At 68.6% G+C, this 19605-nt stretch carries 22 protein-coding genes and 1 tRNA gene; 10 read left to right on the top strand and 13 right to left on the bottom strand.

The features are described 5' to 3' along the window. Positions 1–25 precede the first annotated feature (25 nt). On the top strand, positions 26–1390 hold the full coding sequence (locus ACFOMP_RS03715) for an NCS2 family permease (protein WP_289895103.1): 1365 nt from the start codon (positions 26–28) through the stop codon (positions 1388–1390). 67 nt (positions 1391–1457) lie between these two features. Here ACFOMP_RS03715 and alkB read toward each other — a convergent pair whose 3' ends face one another. Then, on the bottom strand, positions 1458–2114 hold the full coding sequence (alkB, locus tag ACFOMP_RS03720; protein ID WP_379027961.1) for a DNA oxidative demethylase AlkB: 657 nt from the start codon (positions 2112–2114) through the stop codon (positions 1458–1460). A 67-nt stretch (positions 2115–2181) separates the two neighbouring features. On the opposite strand from alkB, the gene ACFOMP_RS03725 reads away from it, so the two are divergent. After that, positions 2182–2811, top strand: coding sequence for a DsbA family protein (locus ACFOMP_RS03725; RefSeq protein ID WP_379027963.1), 630 nt, complete (start codon positions 2182–2184; stop codon positions 2809–2811). A 17-nt stretch (positions 2812–2828) separates the two neighbouring features. Here ACFOMP_RS03725 and trpB read toward each other — a convergent pair whose 3' ends face one another. The 10 genes from trpB to ACFOMP_RS03775 form a co-directional block, all read right to left on the bottom strand. Then, positions 2829–4061 carry a tryptophan synthase subunit beta gene (gene trpB, locus ACFOMP_RS03730; protein ID WP_379027965.1) on the bottom strand — a complete coding sequence of 411 codons (1233 nt, stop codon included), beginning with the start codon at positions 4059–4061 and terminating at the stop codon, positions 2829–2831. 69 nt (positions 4062–4130) lie between these two features. Next, entirely contained in the window at positions 4131–4583 is a 453-nt protein-coding gene (locus ACFOMP_RS03735) for a GNAT family N-acetyltransferase (RefSeq protein ID WP_289895099.1), read from the bottom strand. Continuing rightward, positions 4580–5227: a phosphoribosylanthranilate isomerase gene (locus tag ACFOMP_RS03740; protein ID WP_379027967.1), complete on the bottom strand. Its 648-nt coding sequence runs from the start codon at positions 5225–5227 to the stop codon at positions 4580–4582. Before ACFOMP_RS03740 ends, ACFOMP_RS03735 begins: the two co-directional genes overlap by 4 nt. Positions 5228–5231: 4 nt before the next feature. Then, the gene (locus tag ACFOMP_RS03745) at positions 5232–5633 is read right to left on the bottom strand and encodes a LapA family protein (RefSeq protein ID WP_379027969.1); all 402 of its coding nucleotides are present in this window, start codon (positions 5631–5633) and stop codon (positions 5232–5234) included. A gap of 36 nt (positions 5634–5669) precedes the next feature. After that, positions 5670–6023: an integration host factor subunit beta gene (gene ihfB, locus ACFOMP_RS03750; RefSeq protein WP_379027971.1), complete on the bottom strand. Its 354-nt coding sequence runs from the start codon at positions 6021–6023 to the stop codon at positions 5670–5672. 157 nt (positions 6024–6180) lie between these two features. After that, positions 6181–7860, bottom strand: coding sequence for a 30S ribosomal protein S1 (rpsA, locus tag ACFOMP_RS03755; RefSeq protein ID WP_289895096.1), 1680 nt, complete (start codon positions 7858–7860; stop codon positions 6181–6183). Between the two features lie 163 nt (positions 7861–8023). Beyond that, the gene (locus ACFOMP_RS03760; RefSeq protein WP_379027973.1) at positions 8024–9103 is read right to left on the bottom strand and encodes an NAD(P)H-dependent flavin oxidoreductase; all 1080 of its coding nucleotides are present in this window, start codon (positions 9101–9103) and stop codon (positions 8024–8026) included. Next, a complete protein-coding gene (locus tag ACFOMP_RS03765) occupies positions 9100–9684 on the bottom strand; it encodes a (d)CMP kinase (protein ID WP_289895094.1) in 585 nt (194 codons plus the stop codon). Before ACFOMP_RS03765 ends, ACFOMP_RS03760 begins: the two co-directional genes overlap by 4 nt. A gap of 148 nt (positions 9685–9832) precedes the next feature. Beyond that, a tRNA-Thr gene (locus ACFOMP_RS03770) sits at positions 9833–9908 on the bottom strand. A gap of 59 nt (positions 9909–9967) precedes the next feature. Further along, a complete protein-coding gene (locus ACFOMP_RS03775) occupies positions 9968–10375 on the bottom strand; it encodes a response regulator (protein WP_289895093.1) in 408 nt (135 codons plus the stop codon). 354 nt (positions 10376–10729) lie between these two features. On the opposite strand from ACFOMP_RS03775, the gene rpsB reads away from it, so the two are divergent. Next, positions 10730–11509, top strand: coding sequence for a 30S ribosomal protein S2 (rpsB, locus tag ACFOMP_RS03780; protein ID WP_289895092.1), 780 nt, complete (start codon positions 10730–10732; stop codon positions 11507–11509). 109 nt (positions 11510–11618) lie between these two features. After that, a complete protein-coding gene (gene tsf, locus ACFOMP_RS03785; RefSeq protein ID WP_379027976.1) occupies positions 11619–12530 on the top strand; it encodes a translation elongation factor Ts in 912 nt (303 codons plus the stop codon). A 307-nt stretch (positions 12531–12837) separates the two neighbouring features. Here tsf and ACFOMP_RS03790 read toward each other — a convergent pair whose 3' ends face one another. After that, positions 12838–13716 (bottom strand): helix-turn-helix transcriptional regulator, encoded by an 879-nt coding sequence (locus ACFOMP_RS03790; RefSeq protein WP_379027978.1) that lies wholly within the window; start codon positions 13714–13716, stop codon positions 12838–12840. A 312-nt stretch (positions 13717–14028) separates the two neighbouring features. On the opposite strand from ACFOMP_RS03790, the gene ACFOMP_RS03795 reads away from it, so the two are divergent. Next, entirely contained in the window at positions 14029–14904 is an 876-nt protein-coding gene (locus ACFOMP_RS03795) for a hypothetical protein (protein ID WP_379027980.1), read from the top strand. A 68-nt stretch (positions 14905–14972) separates the two neighbouring features. Here ACFOMP_RS03795 and ACFOMP_RS03800 read toward each other — a convergent pair whose 3' ends face one another. After that, on the bottom strand, positions 14973–15224 hold the full coding sequence (locus ACFOMP_RS03800; RefSeq protein ID WP_289895088.1) for a DUF2312 domain-containing protein: 252 nt from the start codon (positions 15222–15224) through the stop codon (positions 14973–14975). Between the two features lie 93 nt (positions 15225–15317). Between ACFOMP_RS03800 and ACFOMP_RS03805 the strand changes: the two genes are divergently transcribed. The 5 genes from ACFOMP_RS03805 to ACFOMP_RS03825 all read left to right on the top strand — a co-directional run bounded on the left by ACFOMP_RS03805 (position 15318) and on the right by ACFOMP_RS03825 (position 19488). Beyond that, positions 15318–15545, top strand: coding sequence for a hypothetical protein (locus ACFOMP_RS03805; RefSeq protein WP_289895087.1), 228 nt, complete (start codon positions 15318–15320; stop codon positions 15543–15545). Position 15546: 1 nt separating this feature from the next. Next, positions 15547–15996, top strand: a complete 450-nt coding sequence (dtd, locus tag ACFOMP_RS03810; protein ID WP_289895086.1) for a D-aminoacyl-tRNA deacylase — start codon at positions 15547–15549, stop codon at positions 15994–15996. Between the two features lie 182 nt (positions 15997–16178). Continuing rightward, positions 16179–17621 (top strand): DEAD/DEAH box helicase, encoded by a 1443-nt coding sequence (locus ACFOMP_RS03815; protein WP_379027982.1) that lies wholly within the window; start codon positions 16179–16181, stop codon positions 17619–17621. Positions 17622–17704: 83 nt separating this feature from the next. Next, entirely contained in the window at positions 17705–18283 is a 579-nt protein-coding gene (locus ACFOMP_RS03820) for a thymidine kinase (protein ID WP_289895084.1), read from the top strand. Beyond that, positions 18280–19488, top strand: a complete 1209-nt coding sequence (locus tag ACFOMP_RS03825) for a cytochrome b/b6 domain-containing protein (RefSeq protein WP_379027984.1) — start codon at positions 18280–18282, stop codon at positions 19486–19488. The genes ACFOMP_RS03820 and ACFOMP_RS03825 overlap by 4 nt, the downstream gene beginning before the upstream one ends. Positions 19489–19605: the final 117 nt, after the last annotated feature.

The following is a 19605-nucleotide window of genomic DNA, read 5'->3' on the forward strand; positions in this document are numbered from 1 at the left end:
CGGGGATCCGCCAATGGGAGGAATCATGCCAGACAAGCAATCGGGCCTGACGGCCAGCGGCGCCAGCATCAGTCCAACGGGAGGAACAGTGCTAGACAAGCAATTCGGCCTGACGGCCCATGGCACCAGCATCAGGACCGAGGTGATCGCGGGGATCACCACCTTCCTGACCATGGCCTATATCATCTTCGTGAACCCCGACATCCTGTCCTCGACCGGCATGGACCGCAACGCGGTCTTCGTCGCCACCTGCCTGGCGGCGGCGCTGGGATCGGCGATCATGGCGCTGTGGGCGAACTGGCCCATCGGCATGGCGCCGGGCATGGGGCTGAACGCCTTCTTCGCCTTCACCGTGGTCGGCGCGCTGGGATTCACTTGGCAGCAGGCGCTGGGGGCGGTGTTCATCTCGGGCCTGGTGTTCCTGTTCCTGTCGGTGACCGGCATCCGGCGCTGGCTGATCGCCGGCATTCCCGCATCCATGCGCAGCGCCATCGCCGCCGGCATCGGCATGTTCCTGGGGCTGATCGCGCTGAAGAATTCCGGCATCGTGGTGGACAATCCGGCGACCTTCGTCGGGCTGGGCGACCTGACCCAGACCGGCACGCTGCTGGCGGTGCTGGGCTTCTTCATCATCGCGGCCCTGGACGCGCTGAAGGTGCGCGGCTCGATCCTGATCGGCATCCTGGTCATCACCGTGGTCTCGATCGCGCTTGGCGCCAGCCCGTTCGCCGGGGTGGTCTCGATGCCGCCCTCGATCGCGCCGACCTTCCTGCAGCTCGACGTGGCGGGGGCGCTGACCGTCGGCATCTTCCACGTCATCCTGGTCATGGTGCTGGTCGAGGTCTTCGACGCCACCGGCACGCTGATCGGCGTGGCCAAGCGCGCCGGGCTGCTGACCGAGGGGCCGGCCCATACCAATACCGGGCTGAGCCGGGCGCTGATGGCGGATTCCACCGCGATTCTGGCCGGCTCGATGCTGGGCACCAGCTCGACCACCGCCTATGTCGAAAGCGCCTCGGGCGTGCAGGCGGGCGGGCGCACCGGGCTGACCGCGCTGGTGGTGGCGGTGCTGTTCCTGCTGGCGATGTTCTTCGCGCCGCTGGCGGGCTCGGTCCCGGCCTATGCCACGGCGCCGGCGCTGCTTTACGTCGCCTGCCTGATGGTGCGCGAGTTCGAGGAAATCGAATGGGCCGACGTCACCGAATCCGCCCCGGCGGTGCTGACGGCGCTGATGATGCCCTTCACCTATTCCATCGCCAACGGCCTGGCCTTCGGCTTCGTCAGCTACGCGGTGATCAAGCTGCTGACCGGCCGCGCGCGCGAGGTGCATGCCGCGACCTGGGTGGTGGCCGCGCTGTTCGTGATCCGCTTCGCCTTCTTCATGGAATAAGCGGCGCTTTGGCCTGAAAACGGGGCTCGCCTGGCGGCGGGCCCTTTTTCGTTGCGTCCCCCGGACCCTAGCCCGCCCGGCGGAAGGTCAGGTTGATGCGGCAGGCGCCGGTCAGCGGATGTTCGCCCCGCCGCAGCGTCAGGATGCCGTGCCAGTTCAGCCGCGCCGGCCCGCCCCAGACCACCGCGTCGCCGTGGTTCAGGCTGTGCTTCGCCACCGGATCGCCGCGCTCCGGCCCGCCGAACTGGAACGTCGCCGGCAGGCCCAGCGAGACCGAGACGATGGGCGCGTCGAATCCCGCCTCGTCGCGATCCTGGTGCAGGCCCATCTTCACCCCCGGCACATAGCGGTTGATCAGGCAGGCATCGGGCCGGAAGCCGGGAAAGCCCGCAAGCGCCGCGGCTGCCTCGGCCAACTGCCGGAAGCGCGGCGGCATCTCGGGCCAAAGCTGGCCGGTCAGCGGGTCGCGCGGTTCGTAGCGATAGCCGCGGCGGTCGCTGACCCAGCCAAGCGCGCCGCAATTCGTCATCTCGACGCCGATCCGCCGCCCGCCCGGGGTCTGCATGTGGCGAAAGGGCGAAAGGCCGGCGATGCGCGCGACCTCGTCGAGCATCGCGGGGTCGAGCGCGAAACCGCGCAGGATCACGGCGCCGGAACCGATGGGTTCGTCGCGGCGGGTTCCGAACAGGTCTGGCTCCATGCTGCCCTCCCACGCTATTGTCATGCCACGGCCCTTGACCCACGCGCCCGGCAGTGGCTTTCAGGTTGGGCCACAGCAAAGGACTGATGCCATGCCCCGTCCCCTTGCCGCAATCGCCTTGGCGCTGCTTTGCGCCCTGCCGCTGGCGCCAGCCCAGGCCCAGGCCCAGGCCCAGGATCACAGCGCGGCCGAGATCGCGGCGATCAAGCAGGCGGTGTTCGGCAGTCCCGACCTGCCGGCGATGGGCAATGCCCAGGGCGATGCGGTACTGGTCGAGTTCTCGGATTACAATTGCGGCTTCTGCCGGAAAAACGCGCCGCAGGTGGCGGCGCTGCTGGAATCGGATCCCGGGTTGAAGCTGGTGGTGCACGAGATCCCGATCTTCGGCGAGGGCTCGCGCTTTGCCGCCATGGCGGCGCTGGCCGCGCAGGCGCAGGGCAAGTATCCCGAGTTTCACCGCGCCCTGATGGCGATGCACGGCAAGGCCGAGCAGGCCTCGGTGCTGCGCGTCGCGCGCGAGGTCGGGCTGGACGTGGCGCGGCTGCAACGCGACATGCAGGCGCCCGAGATCACCCAGCGGATCGAGCGGTCGCTGGAACTGGCGGACGAGATCGGGTTGGTCGGCACGCCCAGCTTCATCGCCGGCGACCGGGCGGTGTTCGGCTATCTGAGCAAGGCCGAACTGGCCGAGCTGGTGGCCGAGGCGCGCGCCGCGAAATAGAGCGCGTGCCTTTTGCCTCAGGTGCGGATCTCGACGCCCAGATGCTTGGCGACGGTGAAGATGTCCTTGTCGCCGCGGCCCGACAGGTTCACCACCATGATGTGATCCTTGGGCAAGGCGGGCGCGATCTTGACGACATGGGCCAGCGCATGGCTGGGCTCCAGCGCCGGGATGATGCCTTCCAGCCGGCAGAGGGTCTGGAAGGCCGCCAAGGCCTCGTCATCGGTGACGCTGACATATTCGGCGCGGCCGCGTTCCTTCAGCCAGGCATGTTCGGGACCGATGCCGGGATAGTCGAGCCCGGCGCTGATCGAATGCCCTTCCAGGATCTGGCCTTCCTCGTCCTGCAAGAGATAGGTGCGGTTGCCGTGCAGCACGCCGGGACGGCCGCCGGTCAGGCTGGCGCAATGCTGCATGCGCTCGTCCACGCCCTTGCCGCCGGCCTCGACGCCGATGATGCGCACCGAGGGCTCGTCCAGGAAGGGATGGAACAGTCCCATGGCGTTCGAGCCGCCGCCGATCGCCGCGACCACGCTGTCGGGCAGCCGCCCCTCGCCCTCTTGCTCCTCGAGCTGCCAGCGGGTCTCGCGGCCGATGATGCGCTGGAAGTCGCGGACCATGGCCGGATAGGGATGCGGGCCGGCCACCGTGCCGATGCAGTAGAAGGTGTCGCGCACATTGGTCACCCAGTCGCGCAGCGCATCGTTCATCGCGTCCTTGAGCGTGCCGCGGCCCGAGGTGACCGGCACCACCTCGGCGCCCAGCAGCCGCATGCGGAAGACGTTCGGCGCCTGGCGCTCGACGTCATGGGCACCCATGTAGACGATGCATTGCAGCCCGAAGCGGGCGCAGACCGTCGCGGTCGCCACGCCGTGCTGGCCGGCGCCGGTCTCGGCGATGATCCGGGTCTTGCCCATGCGGCGGGCCAGCAGGATCTGGCCCAGCACGTTGTTGATCTTGTGGCTGCCGGTATGGTTCAGCTCTTCGCGCTTCAGGTAGATCTTCGCGCCGCCCAGCTCCTCGGTCAGGCGGGGGGCGAAATAAAGCGGGCTGGGACGGCCGACGTAATGCTTCCACAGCGCGTCCATCTCGGTCCAGAAGGACGGGTCGTCCTTGGCGCGCTCGTATTCCGCCTCGAGATCGAGGATCAGCGGCATCAGCGTCTCGCTGACGAAGCGGCCGCCGAAGATGCCGAAACGGCCCTGCTCGTCCGGGCCGGTCATGAAGCTGTTGATGAGATCTTCGGCCATGGCTCTCCTCGCGGCGCGGTCGGAATGGGTATTTGGGAAACGGTGAAAGCCCGTCGGAGGGATAGCCCGTCAGAGGGATTTCTTATATCCGATATGCGAAGGGGTAAAGCCGAGCCTGTCGTAGAAGCGATGCGCGTCGCCGCGGCTGCGGTTGGTGGTGAACTGCAGCAGGCGGCAGCCGGCGGCGCGGGCGCGGGCCTCGGCGTCGCCGATCAGCGCCTCGCCGATCCGCTGGCCGCGCAGGTCGGGGCGGACCCGCACGCCCTCGATCTGGGCGCGGCGGGCGGCGGAAAGCGACAGGCCCGAGATGAAGGTGATCTGGTAGCAGGCGGCCAGCTCGCCGCCGATTGCGCCGACGATCAGCTGGTTCGCGGGTTCGGCCTGCATGGCGTCGAAGGCGGCGAGATAGGGGCCGAGGTCATCGCGCTCGCGCGCCCGACCCAGCATGTCGTCGCGCAGCAGGGCGACCACCGCGGCCACCTCGTCGCGCCGCGCCGCGCGGAAAGTGACGGCGGGGCTCACAGGATCGGCGCCGTGGCGCGGGCGATGAAGCGGCGGATGCGTTCGGGATCCTTGACGCCCGGCGCGCTTTCGACGCCCGAGGAGACATCGACCCCCGGCGCGCGGGTCAGGCGCAGCGCCTCGGCCACGTTCTCGGGGGTCAGGCCGCCGGCCAGCAGCCAGGGTTTGAGGATCTGCCGCCCGGCCAGCAGCCGCCAGTCGAACGCGAGGCCGTTGCCGCCGGGCAGCACGGCATCCCTGGGCGGCTTGGCGTCGATCAGCAGCATGTCGGCCACGAGGCCGTAATCCCAGAGCGCATCCAGATCCTGCGGCTCGGCCAGGCCCACCGCCTTCATCACCGGCAGGCCGCTGCGCGCCTTGACCTCGGCCACCCGGGCCGGCGTCTCGGCGCCGTGCAGCTGGATCAGGTCCAGCGGCACCCGCGCCAGCACCGCATCCAGCGCCGCATCGTCGGGATCCACGAACAGCCCCACCTTGGCCACGCCCAGCGGCACCTGCGCGGCGAGCTCGGCCGCCGCCTCGGGCGAGACATGGCGCGGCGATTTCGGGAAGAAGACGAAGCCGACATAGCGCGCCCCGGCCTCGACCGCCGCCGCGAGGCCAGCGGCCTCGGTCAGGCCGCAGATCTTGACGGAAACAGTCATCGGCTCAGCGGGTCGCCGGCAGGTTCGCGCCGGCGGGCTGCACCGCCGGCTTGCGGGCCGGCGCCTCGTCCAGGATGGCCAGAACCTCGTCGCGCGGCGCGGCATGGGTCTTGCGCAGGTGCCCCACCTCGCGCTGCAGATCGGCAAGGTGCTGGGCGCGGCGGTTCGATTCGGCGCGCAGATGCGACTCGCGCAGCCATTCCCAGACCAGCCCGACCAGCACGCCGAAGACCATGGCCAGGAACAGCGCCACAAAGGCCGGCATGGTCAGCGACCATTGCCCGCCGGCAAAGGGCGCGAAGGCCTCGGGCAGCAGGCTGACGGTGACGAGGTCGCGATTCGCCACCGCCAGCAGAATCAGCACGATGGCCAGAATGACAAGGAAGAAGATCCGGATCGCGCGCATGGCTTACTCCGCTGAATGGGTCGCGGACAATCTGGCCTATTCGGCCTCGCCGTTCAACCGCTCGCGCAAGAGCTTGCCGGTCTTGAAGAAGGGCACATGCTTTTCGTCGACGCTGACCGCCTCGCCGGTGCGGGGGTTGCGGCCCTGGCGCGCGTCGCGCTTCTTGACCGAGAAGGCGCCGAAGCCGCGCAGCTCCACCCGGTCGCCGCGTGCCATGGCGTCGATGATCTCCTCGAAGACGGTGTTCACGATCCGCTCGACATCGCGCTGGAACAGGTGCGGGTTCTCTTCGGAGATTTTCTGGATCAGTTCGGATCGGATCATTGCGTTTCCTGAATCTGGTGTTCCAACGAATTCCTGCCCCCGATCATAGGTCGGGCGTTGTGGCAATCAATCCGAGAACGCGCGGCGGCGGGTTTGGTTGCCGTGCTTTTCAAGCCTTTATGGGGCAATACGCGGAAATCCGCAATGAAAAGCGCCCCCGGGACAACCCGGGGGCGCAAGGATCAGCCGACGGGGCGCCTTGCCCCGGTCCGGGCGCGCGGCCTCAGCCGCGGCCCTTCAGCGCGGCGCCCAGGATGTCGCCCAGCGAAGCGCCCGAATCCGAGCTGCCATACTGGTCGATCGCTTCCTTCTCTTCGGCGATCTCGCGGGCCTTGATCGACAGGCCCAGACGGCGGGTCTTGGTGTCGATATTGGTGACGCGGACGTCGACATGGTCACCGACCTGGAAGCGCTCGGGGCGCTGGTCCTGACGGTCGCGGGCCAGGTCCGAACGACGGATGAAGGATTTCATGCCGTTGTATTCGACCTCGATGCCGCCATCCTCGATCGCCGTCACGGTGACGGTGATGACCGAACCACGCTTCACGCCTTCGACGGCTTCGGCCATCTGGTCGTTTTCCAGCGCCTTGATCGACAGCGAGATGCGTTCCTTGTCGACATCCACTTCCTGAACGACGGCTTTCACCACATCGCCCTTGCGGAAATCCTGGATCGCGTCTTCGCCGCGGGCATCCCACGAGATGTCCGACAGGTGAACCATGCCGTCGATATCGCCTTCGAGGCCGACGAACAGACCGAATTCGGTGATGTTCTTGACTTCGCCCTCGATGACGGTGCCGGCCGGGTGGGTTTCGGCAAAGACTTCCCACGGGTTGCGCATGGTCTGCTTGAGACCCAGCGACACGCGGCGCTTGGCTTCGTCGATTTCCAGCACCATGACGTCGACTTCCTGCGAGGTCGAGACGATCTTGCCGGGATGGACGTTCTTCTTGGTCCAGCTCATTTCCGAGACATGGACCAGACCCTCGACACCGGCTTCCAGCTCCACGAAGGCGCCGTAATCGGTGATGTTGGTCACGCGCCCGGTATGGACCGAGCCGATCGGGAACTTCGAGCCGACGGTATCCCACGGATCGGCCTGCAGCTGCTTCATGCCCAGGCTGATGCGGTGGGTTTCCTTGTTGATCTTGACGACCTGGACCTTCACGGTCTCGCCGATCGACAGGATCTCGGACGGGTGGTTGACGCGGCGCCAGGCCATGTCGGTGACGTGCAGCAGACCGTCAACACCGCCCAGATCGACGAACGCACCGTATTCGGTGATGTTCTTGACCACGCCCTCGACCGTCTGACCTTCGGTCAGGTTGGCGATGACTTCGGCGCGCTGTTCGGCGCGGCTTTCTTCCAGGATGGCGCGGCGCGACACGACGATGTTGCCACGGCGGCGGTCCATTTTCAGGATCTGGAACGGCTGCTTCAGACCCATCAGCGGGCCTGCGTCGCGCACCGGGCGGACGTCAACCTGCGAGCCGGGCAGGAACGCGACAGCGCCGCCCAGATCGACCGTGAAGCCGCCCTTGACGCGGCCGAAGATGGCGCCTTCGACGCGCTCTTCGGCGGCATAGGCTTTTTCCAGGCGATCCCAGGCTTCTTCGCGGCGGGCCTTCTCGCGCGAGATCGAAGCCTCGCCGCGGGCGTTCTCGACGCGGTCCAGATAGACCTCGACCTCATCGCCGACGGCGATGGCGGGGGCTTCGCCGGGATTTGCGAATTCTTTCAGATCGACGCGGCCTTCCATCTTGTAGCCGACGTCGATGATGGCCTGGCCCGCCTCGATGGCGATGACCTTGCCCTTGACCACCGAGCCCTCGTCGGGCGTGTCGATGGCGAGGCTTTCGTTCAGGAGGGCCTCGAACTCCTCCATGGTCGCTTTAGCGCACATATAGATCCAGTTTCCTTTTCGATTATTTCTGGCCATGCGGTTGGCTCCGCCGGTCTCTTTGTAGGCGCCGGGATAAGCGCAAAGGGTCGCGGCATGCGCCCGACCCTGTGTGAAGCGGCCTGTTCTGGCCCCATCGCTTACCCTGACGGGCGCGATATAGCCTTCATTCGCCGCTCTGGCAAGCGCCGAGGCCGGGGAAATGCGCCCGGATCTCCTGCGCCAGCAGGGCCACCAGCGCGGCCGCCGGCATGGCGCGGGCACGCGGCGCCCCGGTCCCGCACCATTGCGCCGCGTAATCCGAGCCGCCCGCCACCGCCTGCAGGCGCTTCGCGGCATCATAGGTGATCGGGTAGTCCGGCAGCGGCGGCGCGGCCTCGGCCTCGCCCAATGCGGTCAGCCGGTTGGCGAGCCCGCGCGCCGGCCGGCCCGAGATGGCGCGGGTCATCACCGTGTCGCCGGGCCGGGCCGCGGCCAGCCGGGTGCGATAGGCGTCGTTCGCCGCCGATTCCGGGCAAGCGACGAAGGCCGTGCCCATCTGCACCGCCGCCGCCCCGGCCCGCAGGAAGCGCGCGGCATCGGCGCCGTCCATGATGCCGCCGGCCGCGACCACCGGCAGGCTCAGCTCCAGCAGGTCGCGCATCAGCGCCTCGGTCGACAGCCGCGCGTCGGGACCGTCGGGCTCGAAGATGCCGCGATGCCCGCCGGCCTCGTAGCCCTGGGCGATGATCAGGTCGAGCCCGGCGTCGCGGATCGCCAGCGCCTCGGCGCGCGAGGTGGCAGAGGCGCCCAGCATGGCGCCGCTGCCGCGCAGCGCGGCGATGCGCTCGGCCGCGGGCAGGCCGAAATGGAAGGTGACCAGCACCGGCCGCGCCGCCAGCACCGCGCGCAGCATCTCGTCATGGTCGAGGAAGCTGCGATAGATCTCCTCGATGCGGGCCGGGGGCTCGGCGCCGTAACGACGGAACTCGGGCGCCAGATAGTCGAGCCAGCCGGCCTCGCGCGCCGGATCGGCCTGGGCGGGGCGATGGCAGAACAGGTTGACGCCATAGCGGTCCGAGCCCAGCCGCTCGCGCGTCTCGGCCATCATCGCCGCGGCCTGGGCGGGATTGGCGGCAGCGAGGCCGATCGAGCCCATGCCCCCGGCCCGGCTGACCTCGGCGGCCAGACGCGGCGTCGCGGTGCCGGCCATCGGCGCCTGGATCACCGGCACCCGCAGATCGGAAAACTGAAAAACGCTCTTCATGCCCCTGCCTCCCTGGCGCAGGCGATGGCGCGGGCCACCGCTTCCTCGATGCTCATTTCGCTGGTGTCGAACAGCAGCGCATCCGCGGCCGGGCGCATCGGCGCCACGTCGCGGGCGGCGTCGCGGGCGTCGCGCTCGCGCAGCTCGGCCAGGATGCGCGCCTCGTCGGCGCCCAGTTCCAGCGCCCGGCGGCGGGCGCGGATCTCGTCGCTGGCGGTGACGTAGAGCTTCAGCTCGGCCCCGGGGCAGATCACCGTGCCGATGTCGCGCCCGTCCAGCACCGCCCCCGGCTCGGAGCGGGCGAAGCGGCGCTGGAACTCGACCAGCGCGGCCCGCACCTCGGGGATGGCGGCGACGCGGCTGGCGGCCTGTCCGGCCTCGGCGCTGCGCAGGTCGTCGCGGGCCAGATCCTCGGGCGCCAGGCTGCGGGCCGCGGCCACGGGATCGCCGCGCTTGGCGCCGACGGCGCGGTAAAGCAGCCCGGTATCGAGATGGGCAAAGCCGAACTGCCGGGCCAGCGCCCGGGCGATGGTGCCCTTGCCCGAAGCCGCGGGTCCGTCGATGGCGATGGTGAAGGGCATGGGTCCTCGATTTCGGCGCGGGCGTTTTCGACTCGGGCGATTTCGACTTGGGCGGCACCGGCCCGGCAGGCCCTTGCGGCCCGGATCGTCGCGGGCCGGAAGCGATGCCGGCTGCCAGCCCCGGACGACGGCCCGCCTTGCTGGATCATGGTGCCGGTTGCAGGAATCGAACCCGCGACCTTCTGATTACAAATCAGCTGCTCTACCAGCTGAGCTAAACCGGCCTTTTCCATTCCGATAGCCTTTGGCGCGGGCGGGCGCAAGCGCGGGCTGGCCGCCGCCCTCATCCGGTGACCGCCCGGACGCTCGCCACCAGCTGGCGCGCGTCGAAAGGCTGCGGCAGCCAGCCGGCGGCGCCGGCATTGCGCGCCCGGCTTTTCAGCTCCGGCAGCGTCGCCGTCGAAAGCACCAGAATCGGCACCGCCCGCAATCGCTCCTGCCGCCGCACCGCCTCGATGAAGCCGAAGCCGTCCAGCCCGGGCAAGGCGATCCCGGTGATGATCGCATCGACCCGGCGGTCCTGCAGCAGCGCCAGCCCCTCGCTGCCGTCGCCGGAAAGCGCGACCGCCATGCCCGCCTGGCGCAGCGCCCCCGCGGTGCGTTCGCGCAGATCGGCGCTGGCATGCAGGACCAGCACCGTCAGCGCCATGCCCGCGCCCGCGTCCACGCCTGCGTCCACGTCCGCGTCCACGTCCGCCCCGGCCCGTGCCTCCGGCCGCGAATCCGGCGCTCGTCTCTGGATCTTCCTGCACTCATGCGGCATATCTCCGGCTGGCATCCCCCGTTCCGGCGCCAACATGGCGCAGAGAGGTTAAGGCCAGGTTGACGGGCAGCGGATTCCGGTTTCCGTCCGACCCTGCCCGGCGCGGGCCGGGCGCCGCGGCGGCCTTCGCGCCAAAGTGCTTGCATTCTCTGCCGGAAGGGACTATGCCGCGCGCACTTCACAGGCGGGGTCGGGCCCCGGAGGGAGACATCCTTCGACGGTCCACCGGTTGGGGTAAGCCCCTGAAAGCCCCGCCAAGGCGCAAACCGGAAAGGACATGACATGGCGCTTCCCGATTTCTCCATGCGTCAGCTGCTTGAAGCTGGCGTTCATTACGGCCACCAGACCCAGCGCTGGAACCCCCGCATGGCCGAGTTCATCTATGGTGAACGCAACGGCATTCACATTTTCGACCTGACCCAGACCGTGCCGATGCTGGACGCGGCGCTGCAGATCGTGCGCGACACCGTCGCCAAGGGCGGCCGCGTCCTGTTCGTCGGCACCAAGCGTCAGGCCCAGAAGGCCATCGCCGAAGCCGCCGAAAAATCGGCCCAGTATTACATGAACCACCGCTGGCTGGGCGGCACGCTGACCAACTGGAAGACCGTCTCGCAGTCGATCCAGCGCCTGAAAGCGCTCGACGAGACGCTGTCCTCGGGCGCCGAGGGCCTGACCAAGAAAGAACGGCTGCAGATGGAACGCGAGCAGGCCAAGCTGCAGGCCTCGCTGGGCGGCATCCGCGAGATGGGCGGCCTGCCCGACCTGCTGTTCGTCATCGACGTGAACAAGGAAGACCTGGCCATCCTGGAAGCCAAGAAGCTGGGCATCCCGGTCGTCGCCGTGGTCGACACCAACTGCTCGCCCAAGGGCGTTGACTACATCATCCCGGGCAACGACGACGCCGCCCGCGCCATCGCGCTGTATTGCGACCTGGCCTCGCGCGCCGCGCTGGACGGCATGACCGCGCAGATGGGCGCTGCCGGCGTGGACCTGGGCGCGCTGGAAGCCGGCGTCGAGGAAGAGCTGGCCGGCGAGGCCACCGAAGAAGCCGCCGAAGCCTGATCGGCGGGGCCCGCGCCACGGGCCCGCCACCCCCTGCGGGGATTTACGGAACAGTCATCAGGCGGGGATAAGCCCCGCCTGACGCATTGAAAAGCAAGGAGACACCCGGATGGCTATCACCGCTGCGATGGTGAAAGAGCTGCGCGAAACGACCGGCGCAGGCATGATGGACGCCAAGAAGGCGCTGACCGAGACCGACGGCAACATGGAAGCCGCCATCGACTGGCTGCGCACCAAGGGCCTGGCGAAAGCCGCCAAGAAAGCCGACCGCGTCGCCGCCGAGGGTCTGGTCGGGGTGCAGGTGAATGCCGGCCGCGGCGTCGCGGTCGAGATCAACTCGGAAACCGACTTCGTCGCCAAGAACGCCGATTTCCAGCAGCTGGTGCGCGAGATCACCGAGGTCGCGCTGGAAACCGCCACCGATGTCGAGGTGCTGCGCGCCACGCATCTGAACGGCAAGCCGGTCGCCGACGTGCTGACCGACGCCATCGCCCGCATCGGCGAGAACATGACCCTGCGCCGGATGCACCTGCTGGAAGGCGATACCGTCGTCTCCTACGTCCACAACGCCGCGGCCGATGGCCTGGGCAAGATCGGCGTGCTGGTCGCGCTGAAGGGCGACGCCGAGAAGGCGCAGGCCATCGGCAAGCAGTTCGCCATGCATATCGCCGCGACCAACCCGGTCTCGCTGTCGGAAGCCACGCTGGACCCGGCGCTGCTGGCGCGCGAGCTGGAAGTGCAGACCGCCAAGGCCCTCGAGGAGAACGCCGCCTCGGCCAAGCCGAAGCCCGAGGCCGTGATCCAGAACAACATCATTCCCGGCCGGATGAAGAAATTCGTGGCCGAGAACACGCTGCTGGGCCAGCCCTTCGTGGTCAATCCCGACCTGACCGTCGAGCAGGCCGCGAAAGAAGCCGGCGTCGAGATCACCGGCTATGCCCGGGTGATGGTCGGCGAAGGCATCGAGAAGAAGGAAGAGGACTTCGCCGCCGAGGTCGCCAAGACCCGCGCCGGCGCCTGATCCTTCCGGGCCATGCACTGACGAACGCCGGCCCTCGCGGCCGGCGTTTTCATGTCGGGGCCCTGGCGCTCGCGCCGCGTTCGTCCCGCTTGCGCCGCGTTCGTCCCGGCTGTCCCTTCCTCGCCCGTCGCCGCGTCATTGCCAGAGGTCGCGCCGGATCGGCGCCCGAGGCCCCGCGGTGCAGTCCGGTTGGCGGATGCGATGCGGCCGGCGGCCCCTGCGCCGGACCGGCGCGGGCCGGGCTTTCCCGTGCGTATCATCGTGTATGCCCGGTGTACGCAGGGTGTACGGCGTGTGCCGCCGGTTTTCAGATCTCCCCCTCGCCGGCGTCCAGCACCACCCGATCCCTGGGCAGCGCCTCGGCAAAGGACAGGAAGCGCCAGGGCTCGGCGCCGGATCTGGCGGACTGGGCGCCGCCTTCCGCCTGGTTGCAGGGCTCGCCCGGGTCGATGAAGATCTGCCGGCGATGGGCGGCATGCAGGATCGCCTGCGCGGTGGTCCGGGCCCCCAGCGCCTTGCGCGCCAGCCGCAGGTGCTTCTCGACCGTGGCCGGGGTCAGGTCCAGCATCTCGGCGATCTCGGGCGTGGTGCGGCCGGCGGCGATATGTTCGAGCACTTCGCGCTGGCGCAGGGTCAGCATGGTCTCGGGCGGCGTATAGGGCAGGGTCGAGAGGCGCAGATGCATCAGCCCGGTCAGGGCCTCGACCCCCTGCCCGCAACGGCGCCAGACCGCGTCCAGACCGTCCTGGCGCATGCCGATCGCGCCGCTCAGCAGCACCCCCGCCCGCACCCGCTGCACGCTGTCGCTGAGGCTGACCGCATAGCCCGAGGCATGGCCGTGCCGGGCGAACAGGTCCATGATCCGCTCTTCCAGCCGGGTCAGGCGGCCGGCAAGCCGCCGCCGGTGCATCCAGGCCCAGCTTTCGCTGCCGGTGCTCTGGGTCATCCAGCGATACATCGGCACGCTTTCGAACCCGCCCTGCGCGAGGATTTCCTGGAACAGCCGCGGCGAATAGCTGGACAGGAAGATGCTGTCGTCGATCATCCGCTCGCCCGAGGCTTCAAGAAGCCGGGCGCCGTAATAGGAGACATGCGGAAAGCCCAGCCCGGCCAGCCGCCCGACATAGTGCCGCCAGACAGCCTCGGCCGAACGCGCGGCCAGGATGGTCTGTATGTCGTTCAGCATTTTCCCCCTGCCCCGGTCGTCGAAATGCGTTCGTATAAATTGCTGGTGGCCTGCAATGATTGAAATAATATTTTCGAATATCCCGCAGCATGCAATCCCGCCGCGGATCTTTCGATTGACGCCGGGGTAACTACAGCGTGATAGAAACACAATACAATTGAAAATCCGCAAAAATTCCCGAAAGGCGCGCTTGACCTCGCGGCAATCGGCAGTGGATCCGGTGTTTGCGTCCCGAGTTTCAACCAGGAGGTTTTCCTGGCCGGCATTGCTGGTTACTGTGCCGCCGAAAACGAGTCAGGAGTGGCGGGCAGCATGCAGGTCGTCTTTCATTGCGGAGTTCACGGCACCGATCTCTACCGCATGGTCAAGACCTTGTTGCAGAACCGCGACTGGCTGCTGCGCAACGGCATCGAGCCGGTCACGCCGAACCGTCACCGCGAGGTCTTCGGCGAGGCGCTGAGCGCCCTGAACGGCGCGCAGGCCACGGATGACATGGAACAGGTGATGCTGGACGCGATCCTGGAATCGGACGATCCGCACCGAATCATCTGCAGCACGCCCACCTTCCTCGGCAAGGCCGAGCGGGCCATCTCGTCCGACGGGCTCTATGCCAATGCCGGCGAGAAGATGGCGGCGCTGGCGAACCTGTTTCCCAGCGCCGAGATCGAGTTCTTCATGGCGCTGAAGAACCCCGCCACGCTGATCCCCTTCGTTCTGGCGCAGGAAGGCAGCGGCACCTATGCCGAGGTGATGGGCGGCATCGACCCGATGAGCCTGCGTTGGGCCCCGGCCATGCGCCGCATCCTGGCCGCGCTGCCCGGCCGCCGCATCGTGGTCTGGTGCCACGAGGACACCTCGCTGATCTGGCCCGAGGTGGTGCGCCGCATCTCGACCATGCCCAGCGATGTGCCGCTGAAGGCGGGATTGCAGATTCTGGGCGATATCCTGCATCCGGACGGGATCAAGATGATCCGCGACGCCCTGGCCCAGGAACAGCGCCTGACCATCGAGACCCGGCGGCGGATCTTCTCGGCCGCGCTGCAAAAGCACGCCCTGCCCGAGCAGATCGAGGTGCAGCTGAACCTGCCGGGCTGGACGCAGGAGCTGGTCGACCGCATCACCGCCGCCTATGACGCCGACATGGCCGAGATCGCCGCCCTGCCGGGGATCGAGTTCATCACCCCCTGAGCGCATGAAAACCCGCGCATGAAAAAGGGCCGGTCGCCCGGCCCCGCCTGCAAGCGCCCTTCGCGGCGTCAGGCCATGCCGAGCGCGGCCTTGTACATTTCCAGGATCGCCTCTTCCTCGGCGATGTCGTCCTTGTCGCGCTTGCGCAGCGCGATGACCTTGCGCATGACCTTGGTGTCGTAGCCGCGCGCCTTGGCCTCGGCCATCAACTCCTTCTGCTGCTCGGTCACGTCCTTCTTTTCCGCCTCGAGCTGCTCGTATTGCTCGATGAACTGACGCAGCTCGCCGGCGGCGATGCCATAGGCATTCTCGTCCTGCATGTTCCGCTCCTTCGGGTTTTGGCGCGGGTCTAGGCGGTCTTGCGGGCGGGTGCAATCGCCGCTAGGCCGTCAGCGGCAGACGGAGGCGAAAACATGACGATCTGGGACGGGCTGATCTGGGGCGGAACCGCGCTGACGGCGATCGGGCTGGTCGCGCTGGCCTGGTGCATCCTGACCGCGGCGCGGGCCAAGGCGCGGATCCGCGACGATGCCGGAATGCGCGCCGCCATGCGCAAGGTCGTGGCGGTGAACATGGCGGCGCTGGCGGCCTCGGTCCTGGGGCTGATGCTGGTCGTCCTTGGCATCATGCTGGGCAAGTGACATGCGGGCGCTGATCCAGCGGGTCTCGGAAGCCGAGGTCGCGGTCGAGGGCCGCAGCATCGGCCGCATCGGGCCGGGCCTCATGGTGCTGGTCTGCGCCATGCAGGGCGACCCGGACGACGCCGCCGCGAAGCTGGCCGCACGCATCGCCAAGCTGCGCATCTTCCGCGACGACGCCGGCAAGATGAACCGCTCGGTCCAGGATATCGGCGGCGCGGTGCTGGTGGTGAGCCAGTTCACCCTGGCCGCCGACACCCGCACCGGCAACCGGCCCGGCTTTTCCTCGGCCGAGGCACCCGAGCGCGGCGAGGCGCTGTATCGGCGCTTTGCCGAGGCGTTGCGCGATCTGGGCCTGGCGGTCGAAACCGGATCCTTCGGCGCCGACATGAAAGTGTCGCTGGTCAATGACGGCCCGGTGACGATCTGGATGGATTCCGCAGACCGCGCTTGACTTTCGCCGTCCGAACCCTCATTTGCGACACGTTGCCGCCCGCTGCCGCGTGAGTAGCCGGCGCCCCTGCGCCAAGGTCGGCACCGATTTTCCAGTTTCCCATTCACGCGGGGAGGCTGCGGGCATCACCGTATCCACGCCCGCCCCTCGCAACCAGCCGTGCGCTTCGCACGGTCCCAGCCATGCGCGCCGATACGCGGGCGACCTGGCCGAAAGACGACATGACCAACGAGACCACCCGTCCGAACCGTTCGGGCAATCCCCGCCCCCAGCAGGGCGGCAAGCCGCGTGTCCGCAACGACAAGCCCAACACCAACCACCGCCGACACCGCGCCGAGCCGGAAGAGAAATTCATCCGCCGCGCCATCCCCGAGATCGACACCCCCTTCACCCGCATGGGCATCGACCCGCGCGTGGCGATCAACCTGCCGGGCCTGGGGATCGAGACCCCCTCGCCCATCCAGGAAAAATCCATCCCCGGCATCGTCGAGGGCCGCGACCTGCTGGGCTTGGCCCAGACCGGCACCGGCAAGACGGCCGCCTTCGGCCTGCCGATGCTGACCCGACTGCTGAACATCGGCCGCAAGCCCGAGCCCCGGACCTGCCGCGCGCTGATCCTGGCGCCGACCCGCGAGCTGGCGACCCAGATCGCCGAGAACATCGACAACTATGCCATCGGCACGCCGATCCGGCAGTTCCGCGTCGTCGGTGGCGCCTCGATCAACGTGCAGACCCAGCGGCTGGAGCGCGGCGTCGACGTGCTGATCGCCACCCCCGGCCGGCTGATCGACCTGATCGAGCGCGGCGCCGTGGACCTGTCGCAGACCAAATACCTGGTGCTGGACGAGGCCGACCAGATGCTGGACATCGGCTTCATCCACGCGCTGCGCCGCATCGCCAAGATGCTGCCGCGCGAGCGCCAGACGCTGCTGTTCTCGGCCACCATGCCGAAGCTGATGGAGGAGCTGGCCGACAGCTACCTGAACGATCCCCTGCGCGTGGCGGTGAACCCGCCCGGCCAGGCGGCGGCCAAGATCGACCAGGGCGTGCATTTCGTCAATCAGGGCGACAAGGCGGCGCTGCTGGCGGAATACCTGTCCAAGCATGTGGACGAGCTGGCCATCGTCTTCGGCCGCACCAAGCACGGTTCGGAAAAGCTGTCGAAACTTTTGGAGAAATGGGGCTACAAGGTCGCGGCGATCCACGGCAACAAGAGCCAGGGCCAGCGCGAGCGCGCCCTGGCCGGCTTCCGCGCCGGCGACACCAAGGTGCTGGTCGCGACCGACGTGGCGGCGCGCGGCCTCGATATCCCCGAGGTGGCGCATGTCTATAACTACGACCTGCCCAACGTGCCGGAAAACTACGTGCACCGCATCGGCCGCACCGCCCGCGCCGGCCGCGACGGCCGCGCCATCGCCTTCTGCGCCCCGGCCGAGATCGGCGAGCTGCGCGCCATCGAGAAGGCGATGAAGGCCAAGATCGCCGTGGTCGGCGGCGAGGAGCCTTTCGAGGCGGCCAAGATCCGCGAACGCGGCGGCCCGGCCGGTCGCCCGGCCCAGGGCGCGGCGCGCAAGCGCCCGGCCCGCCGGCCCTCGCGCGCGCCGAAATCGGCGCCGCGGGCCTGATCCCGCCGGGATGCGCGCAAACGTGAGCCGCCGTCATCGCACGGCGGCTTGCGACCTCCGGCCCGGCGCGGCTATCTGCCGGCATGGCCAAGCTTTATTTTCATTATTCCACGATGAATGCCGGCAAGAGCACGCTGTTGCTGCAGGCGTCCTACAATTACCGCGAACGCGGCATGGCGACGCTGCTGCTGACCGCGGCGCTGGACGATCGGGCCGGCCCGGGGCGCATCGCCAGCCGCATCGGCATCGCCGAATCGGCGCTGGGTTTCACCCCCGATGCCGACCTTTTCTCTCTGATCCAGGCCGAAGGCCGCGACGTCGCCTGCATTTTCGTCGACGAGGCGCAGTTCCTGACCGAGCAGCAGGTCTGGCAACTGGCCCGCGTCGCCGACGACCTTGGCCAGCCGGTGATGTGCTACGGGCTGCGGGTCGATTTCCGCGGCCGGCTGTTTCCCGGCTCGGCGGCGCTTTTGGCGCTGGCCGACGACCTGCGCGAGGTGCGCACCATCTGCCATTGCGGCCGCAAGGCCACCATGGTCGTGCGCCAGGACGAACAGGGCCGCGCGCTGCGCGAGGGCGCGCAGGTGCAGATCGGCGGCAATGAAACCTATGTCTCGCTTTGCCGGCGGCATTGGCGCGAAGCGATGGGGGAAATCCGATGAAAGCCAGCAACACCGCCCGCGCCTATGGCTGGGTCGCCCGCATGTTCCACTGGACGGTCGCGGTGCTGATCCTGGCCGCCATCGCCATCGGGCTTTACGCCGACACCCTGCCCGAGGGCGGGGAATCGCAGCTGCAGGCGATCTTCACCGCCTATTCCGTGCACAAGACCGTGGGCATGGCGGCGCTGGCCTTGGCCGCGCTGCGCATCCTGTGGGCACTGACCCAGCCGAAGCCGCGCCCGCTGCACCCCGAGCGGCGGCTGGAGAGCTTCGGCGCCGAGGCGGTGCATTGGGCGCTATGGATCGGCATGGTCGTCATGCCGTTGTCGGGCTGGCTTCTGCACTCGGCCGCGCCGGGCGGCTTTGCCCGCATCCTCTGGCCCTTCGGCCAGCGCCTGCCCTTCGTCCCCGAGAACGCGGCGCTGTCGGAACGTTTCGCGGCCTTCCACGAATTCGGCTGGTGGCTGCTGGCCGGGCTGATCCTGCTGCATGTCGCGGGGGCGCTGAAGCACGCGATCCTCGACCGCGACGGCACCATGCGCCGCATGGCCGGCAATCCCGAGCGCGCGCCCGAGCCCCCGGCCGCGCAGCCCGGCCTCCTGCCGCATGTTCTGGCCGCCCTGGTGGGGCTGGCGATCTGGATCACGCCGGCCTTCATTCCCACCGCCACCCCGGAGGCGCAGGAAGCGCCAGCCGCCGCATCCGCCCCCGCGGCCACCGCCGGATCCGATTGGGTCGTGGAGCAAGGCAAGCTGGAGATCGAGGTCACCCAGGCCGGGAACGCGGTCACCGGGCAGTTCGGGCAATGGCAGGCCGACATCGCCTATGACCCGGAAACCCAGACCGGGCGGGTGACGGTCGATGTCGACATCGCCTCGCTGACGCTGGACGCGGTCAGCGACGCGGCCAAGGGCCCGGATTTCCTGAACGCCGCCGCCCATCCCGCCGCGCGTTTCGAGGCCGAGATCCTGCCGCCCCCGGCCGAGGGCCAGCCGCATGTCGCGCAGGGCCGGCTGGCCATTGCCGGCCAGACCGTCGAGGCCGACCTGCCCTTCGCGCTGACGCTTCAGGGCGATGTGGCCCAGGCGAAGGGGCAGATGCGCGTCGATCGCCGCGATTTCGGCATCGGCGCCGGCTATGCCGATGAAAGCACCGTCGGTTTCGGCGTCGAGATCGGCTTCGAGCTGACCGCGAAACGGCGATAGACGCCCGCCCCGGCGGGCGCCTTTTCCGGGTATTTGGGAAACGGTGAAAGCGCGATGCAAAAAGGCCGCCTCGATGGGCGGCCTTTCCGTTGAGGGGGTGGGGATCGAAGACCCCGG

Source organism: Paracoccus simplex (assembly GCF_042648325.1).
Lineage (GTDB): Bacteria > Pseudomonadota > Alphaproteobacteria > Rhodobacterales > Rhodobacteraceae > Paracoccus > Paracoccus simplex.

Bases quoted from the DNA above. Each gene is read 5' to 3' on its own strand.
- ACFOMP_RS03760 (WP_379027973.1), bottom strand. From the start codon at position 9,103: ATGAAGAGCGTTTTTCAGTTTTCCGATCTGCGGGTGCCGGTGATCCAG.
- tsf (WP_379027976.1), top strand. From the start codon at position 11,619: ATGGCTATCACCGCTGCGATGGTGAAAGAGCTGCGCGAAACGACCGGC.
- ACFOMP_RS03800 (WP_289895088.1), bottom strand. From the start codon at position 15,224: ATGCAGGACGAGAATGCCTATGGCATCGCCGCCGGCGAGCTGCGTCAG.
- ACFOMP_RS03795 (WP_379027980.1), top strand. From the start codon at position 14,029: ATGCAGGTCGTCTTTCATTGCGGAGTTCACGGCACCGATCTCTACCGC.
- dtd (WP_289895086.1), top strand. From the start codon at position 15,547: ATGCGGGCGCTGATCCAGCGGGTCTCGGAAGCCGAGGTCGCGGTCGAG.
- ACFOMP_RS03805 (WP_289895087.1), top strand. From the start codon at position 15,318: ATGACGATCTGGGACGGGCTGATCTGGGGCGGAACCGCGCTGACGGCG.
- ACFOMP_RS03745 (WP_379027969.1), bottom strand. From the start codon at position 5,633: ATGCGCGCGATCCGGATCTTCTTCCTTGTCATTCTGGCCATCGTGCTG.
- ACFOMP_RS03815 (WP_379027982.1), top strand. From the start codon at position 16,179: ATGCGCGCCGATACGCGGGCGACCTGGCCGAAAGACGACATGACCAAC.
- ACFOMP_RS03715 (WP_289895103.1), top strand. From the start codon at position 26: ATGCCAGACAAGCAATCGGGCCTGACGGCCAGCGGCGCCAGCATCAGT.
- ACFOMP_RS03825 (WP_379027984.1), top strand. From the start codon at position 18,280: ATGAAAGCCAGCAACACCGCCCGCGCCTATGGCTGGGTCGCCCGCATG.
- ACFOMP_RS03765 (WP_289895094.1), bottom strand. From the start codon at position 9,684: ATGCCCTTCACCATCGCCATCGACGGACCCGCGGCTTCGGGCAAGGGC.
- ACFOMP_RS03740 (WP_379027967.1), bottom strand. From the start codon at position 5,227: ATGACTGTTTCCGTCAAGATCTGCGGCCTGACCGAGGCCGCTGGCCTC.
- trpB (WP_379027965.1), bottom strand. From the start codon at position 4,061: ATGGCCGAAGATCTCATCAACAGCTTCATGACCGGCCCGGACGAGCAG.
- ACFOMP_RS03790 (WP_379027978.1), bottom strand. From the start codon at position 13,716: ATGCTGAACGACATACAGACCATCCTGGCCGCGCGTTCGGCCGAGGCT.
- rpsA (WP_289895096.1), bottom strand. From the start codon at position 7,860: ATGTGCGCTAAAGCGACCATGGAGGAGTTCGAGGCCCTCCTGAACGAA.
- rpsB (WP_289895092.1), top strand. From the start codon at position 10,730: ATGGCGCTTCCCGATTTCTCCATGCGTCAGCTGCTTGAAGCTGGCGTT.
- alkB (WP_379027961.1), bottom strand. From the start codon at position 2,114: ATGACAATAGCGTGGGAGGGCAGCATGGAGCCAGACCTGTTCGGAACC.
- ACFOMP_RS03725 (WP_379027963.1), top strand. From the start codon at position 2,182: ATGCCCCGTCCCCTTGCCGCAATCGCCTTGGCGCTGCTTTGCGCCCTG.
- ACFOMP_RS03820 (WP_289895084.1), top strand. From the start codon at position 17,705: ATGGCCAAGCTTTATTTTCATTATTCCACGATGAATGCCGGCAAGAGC.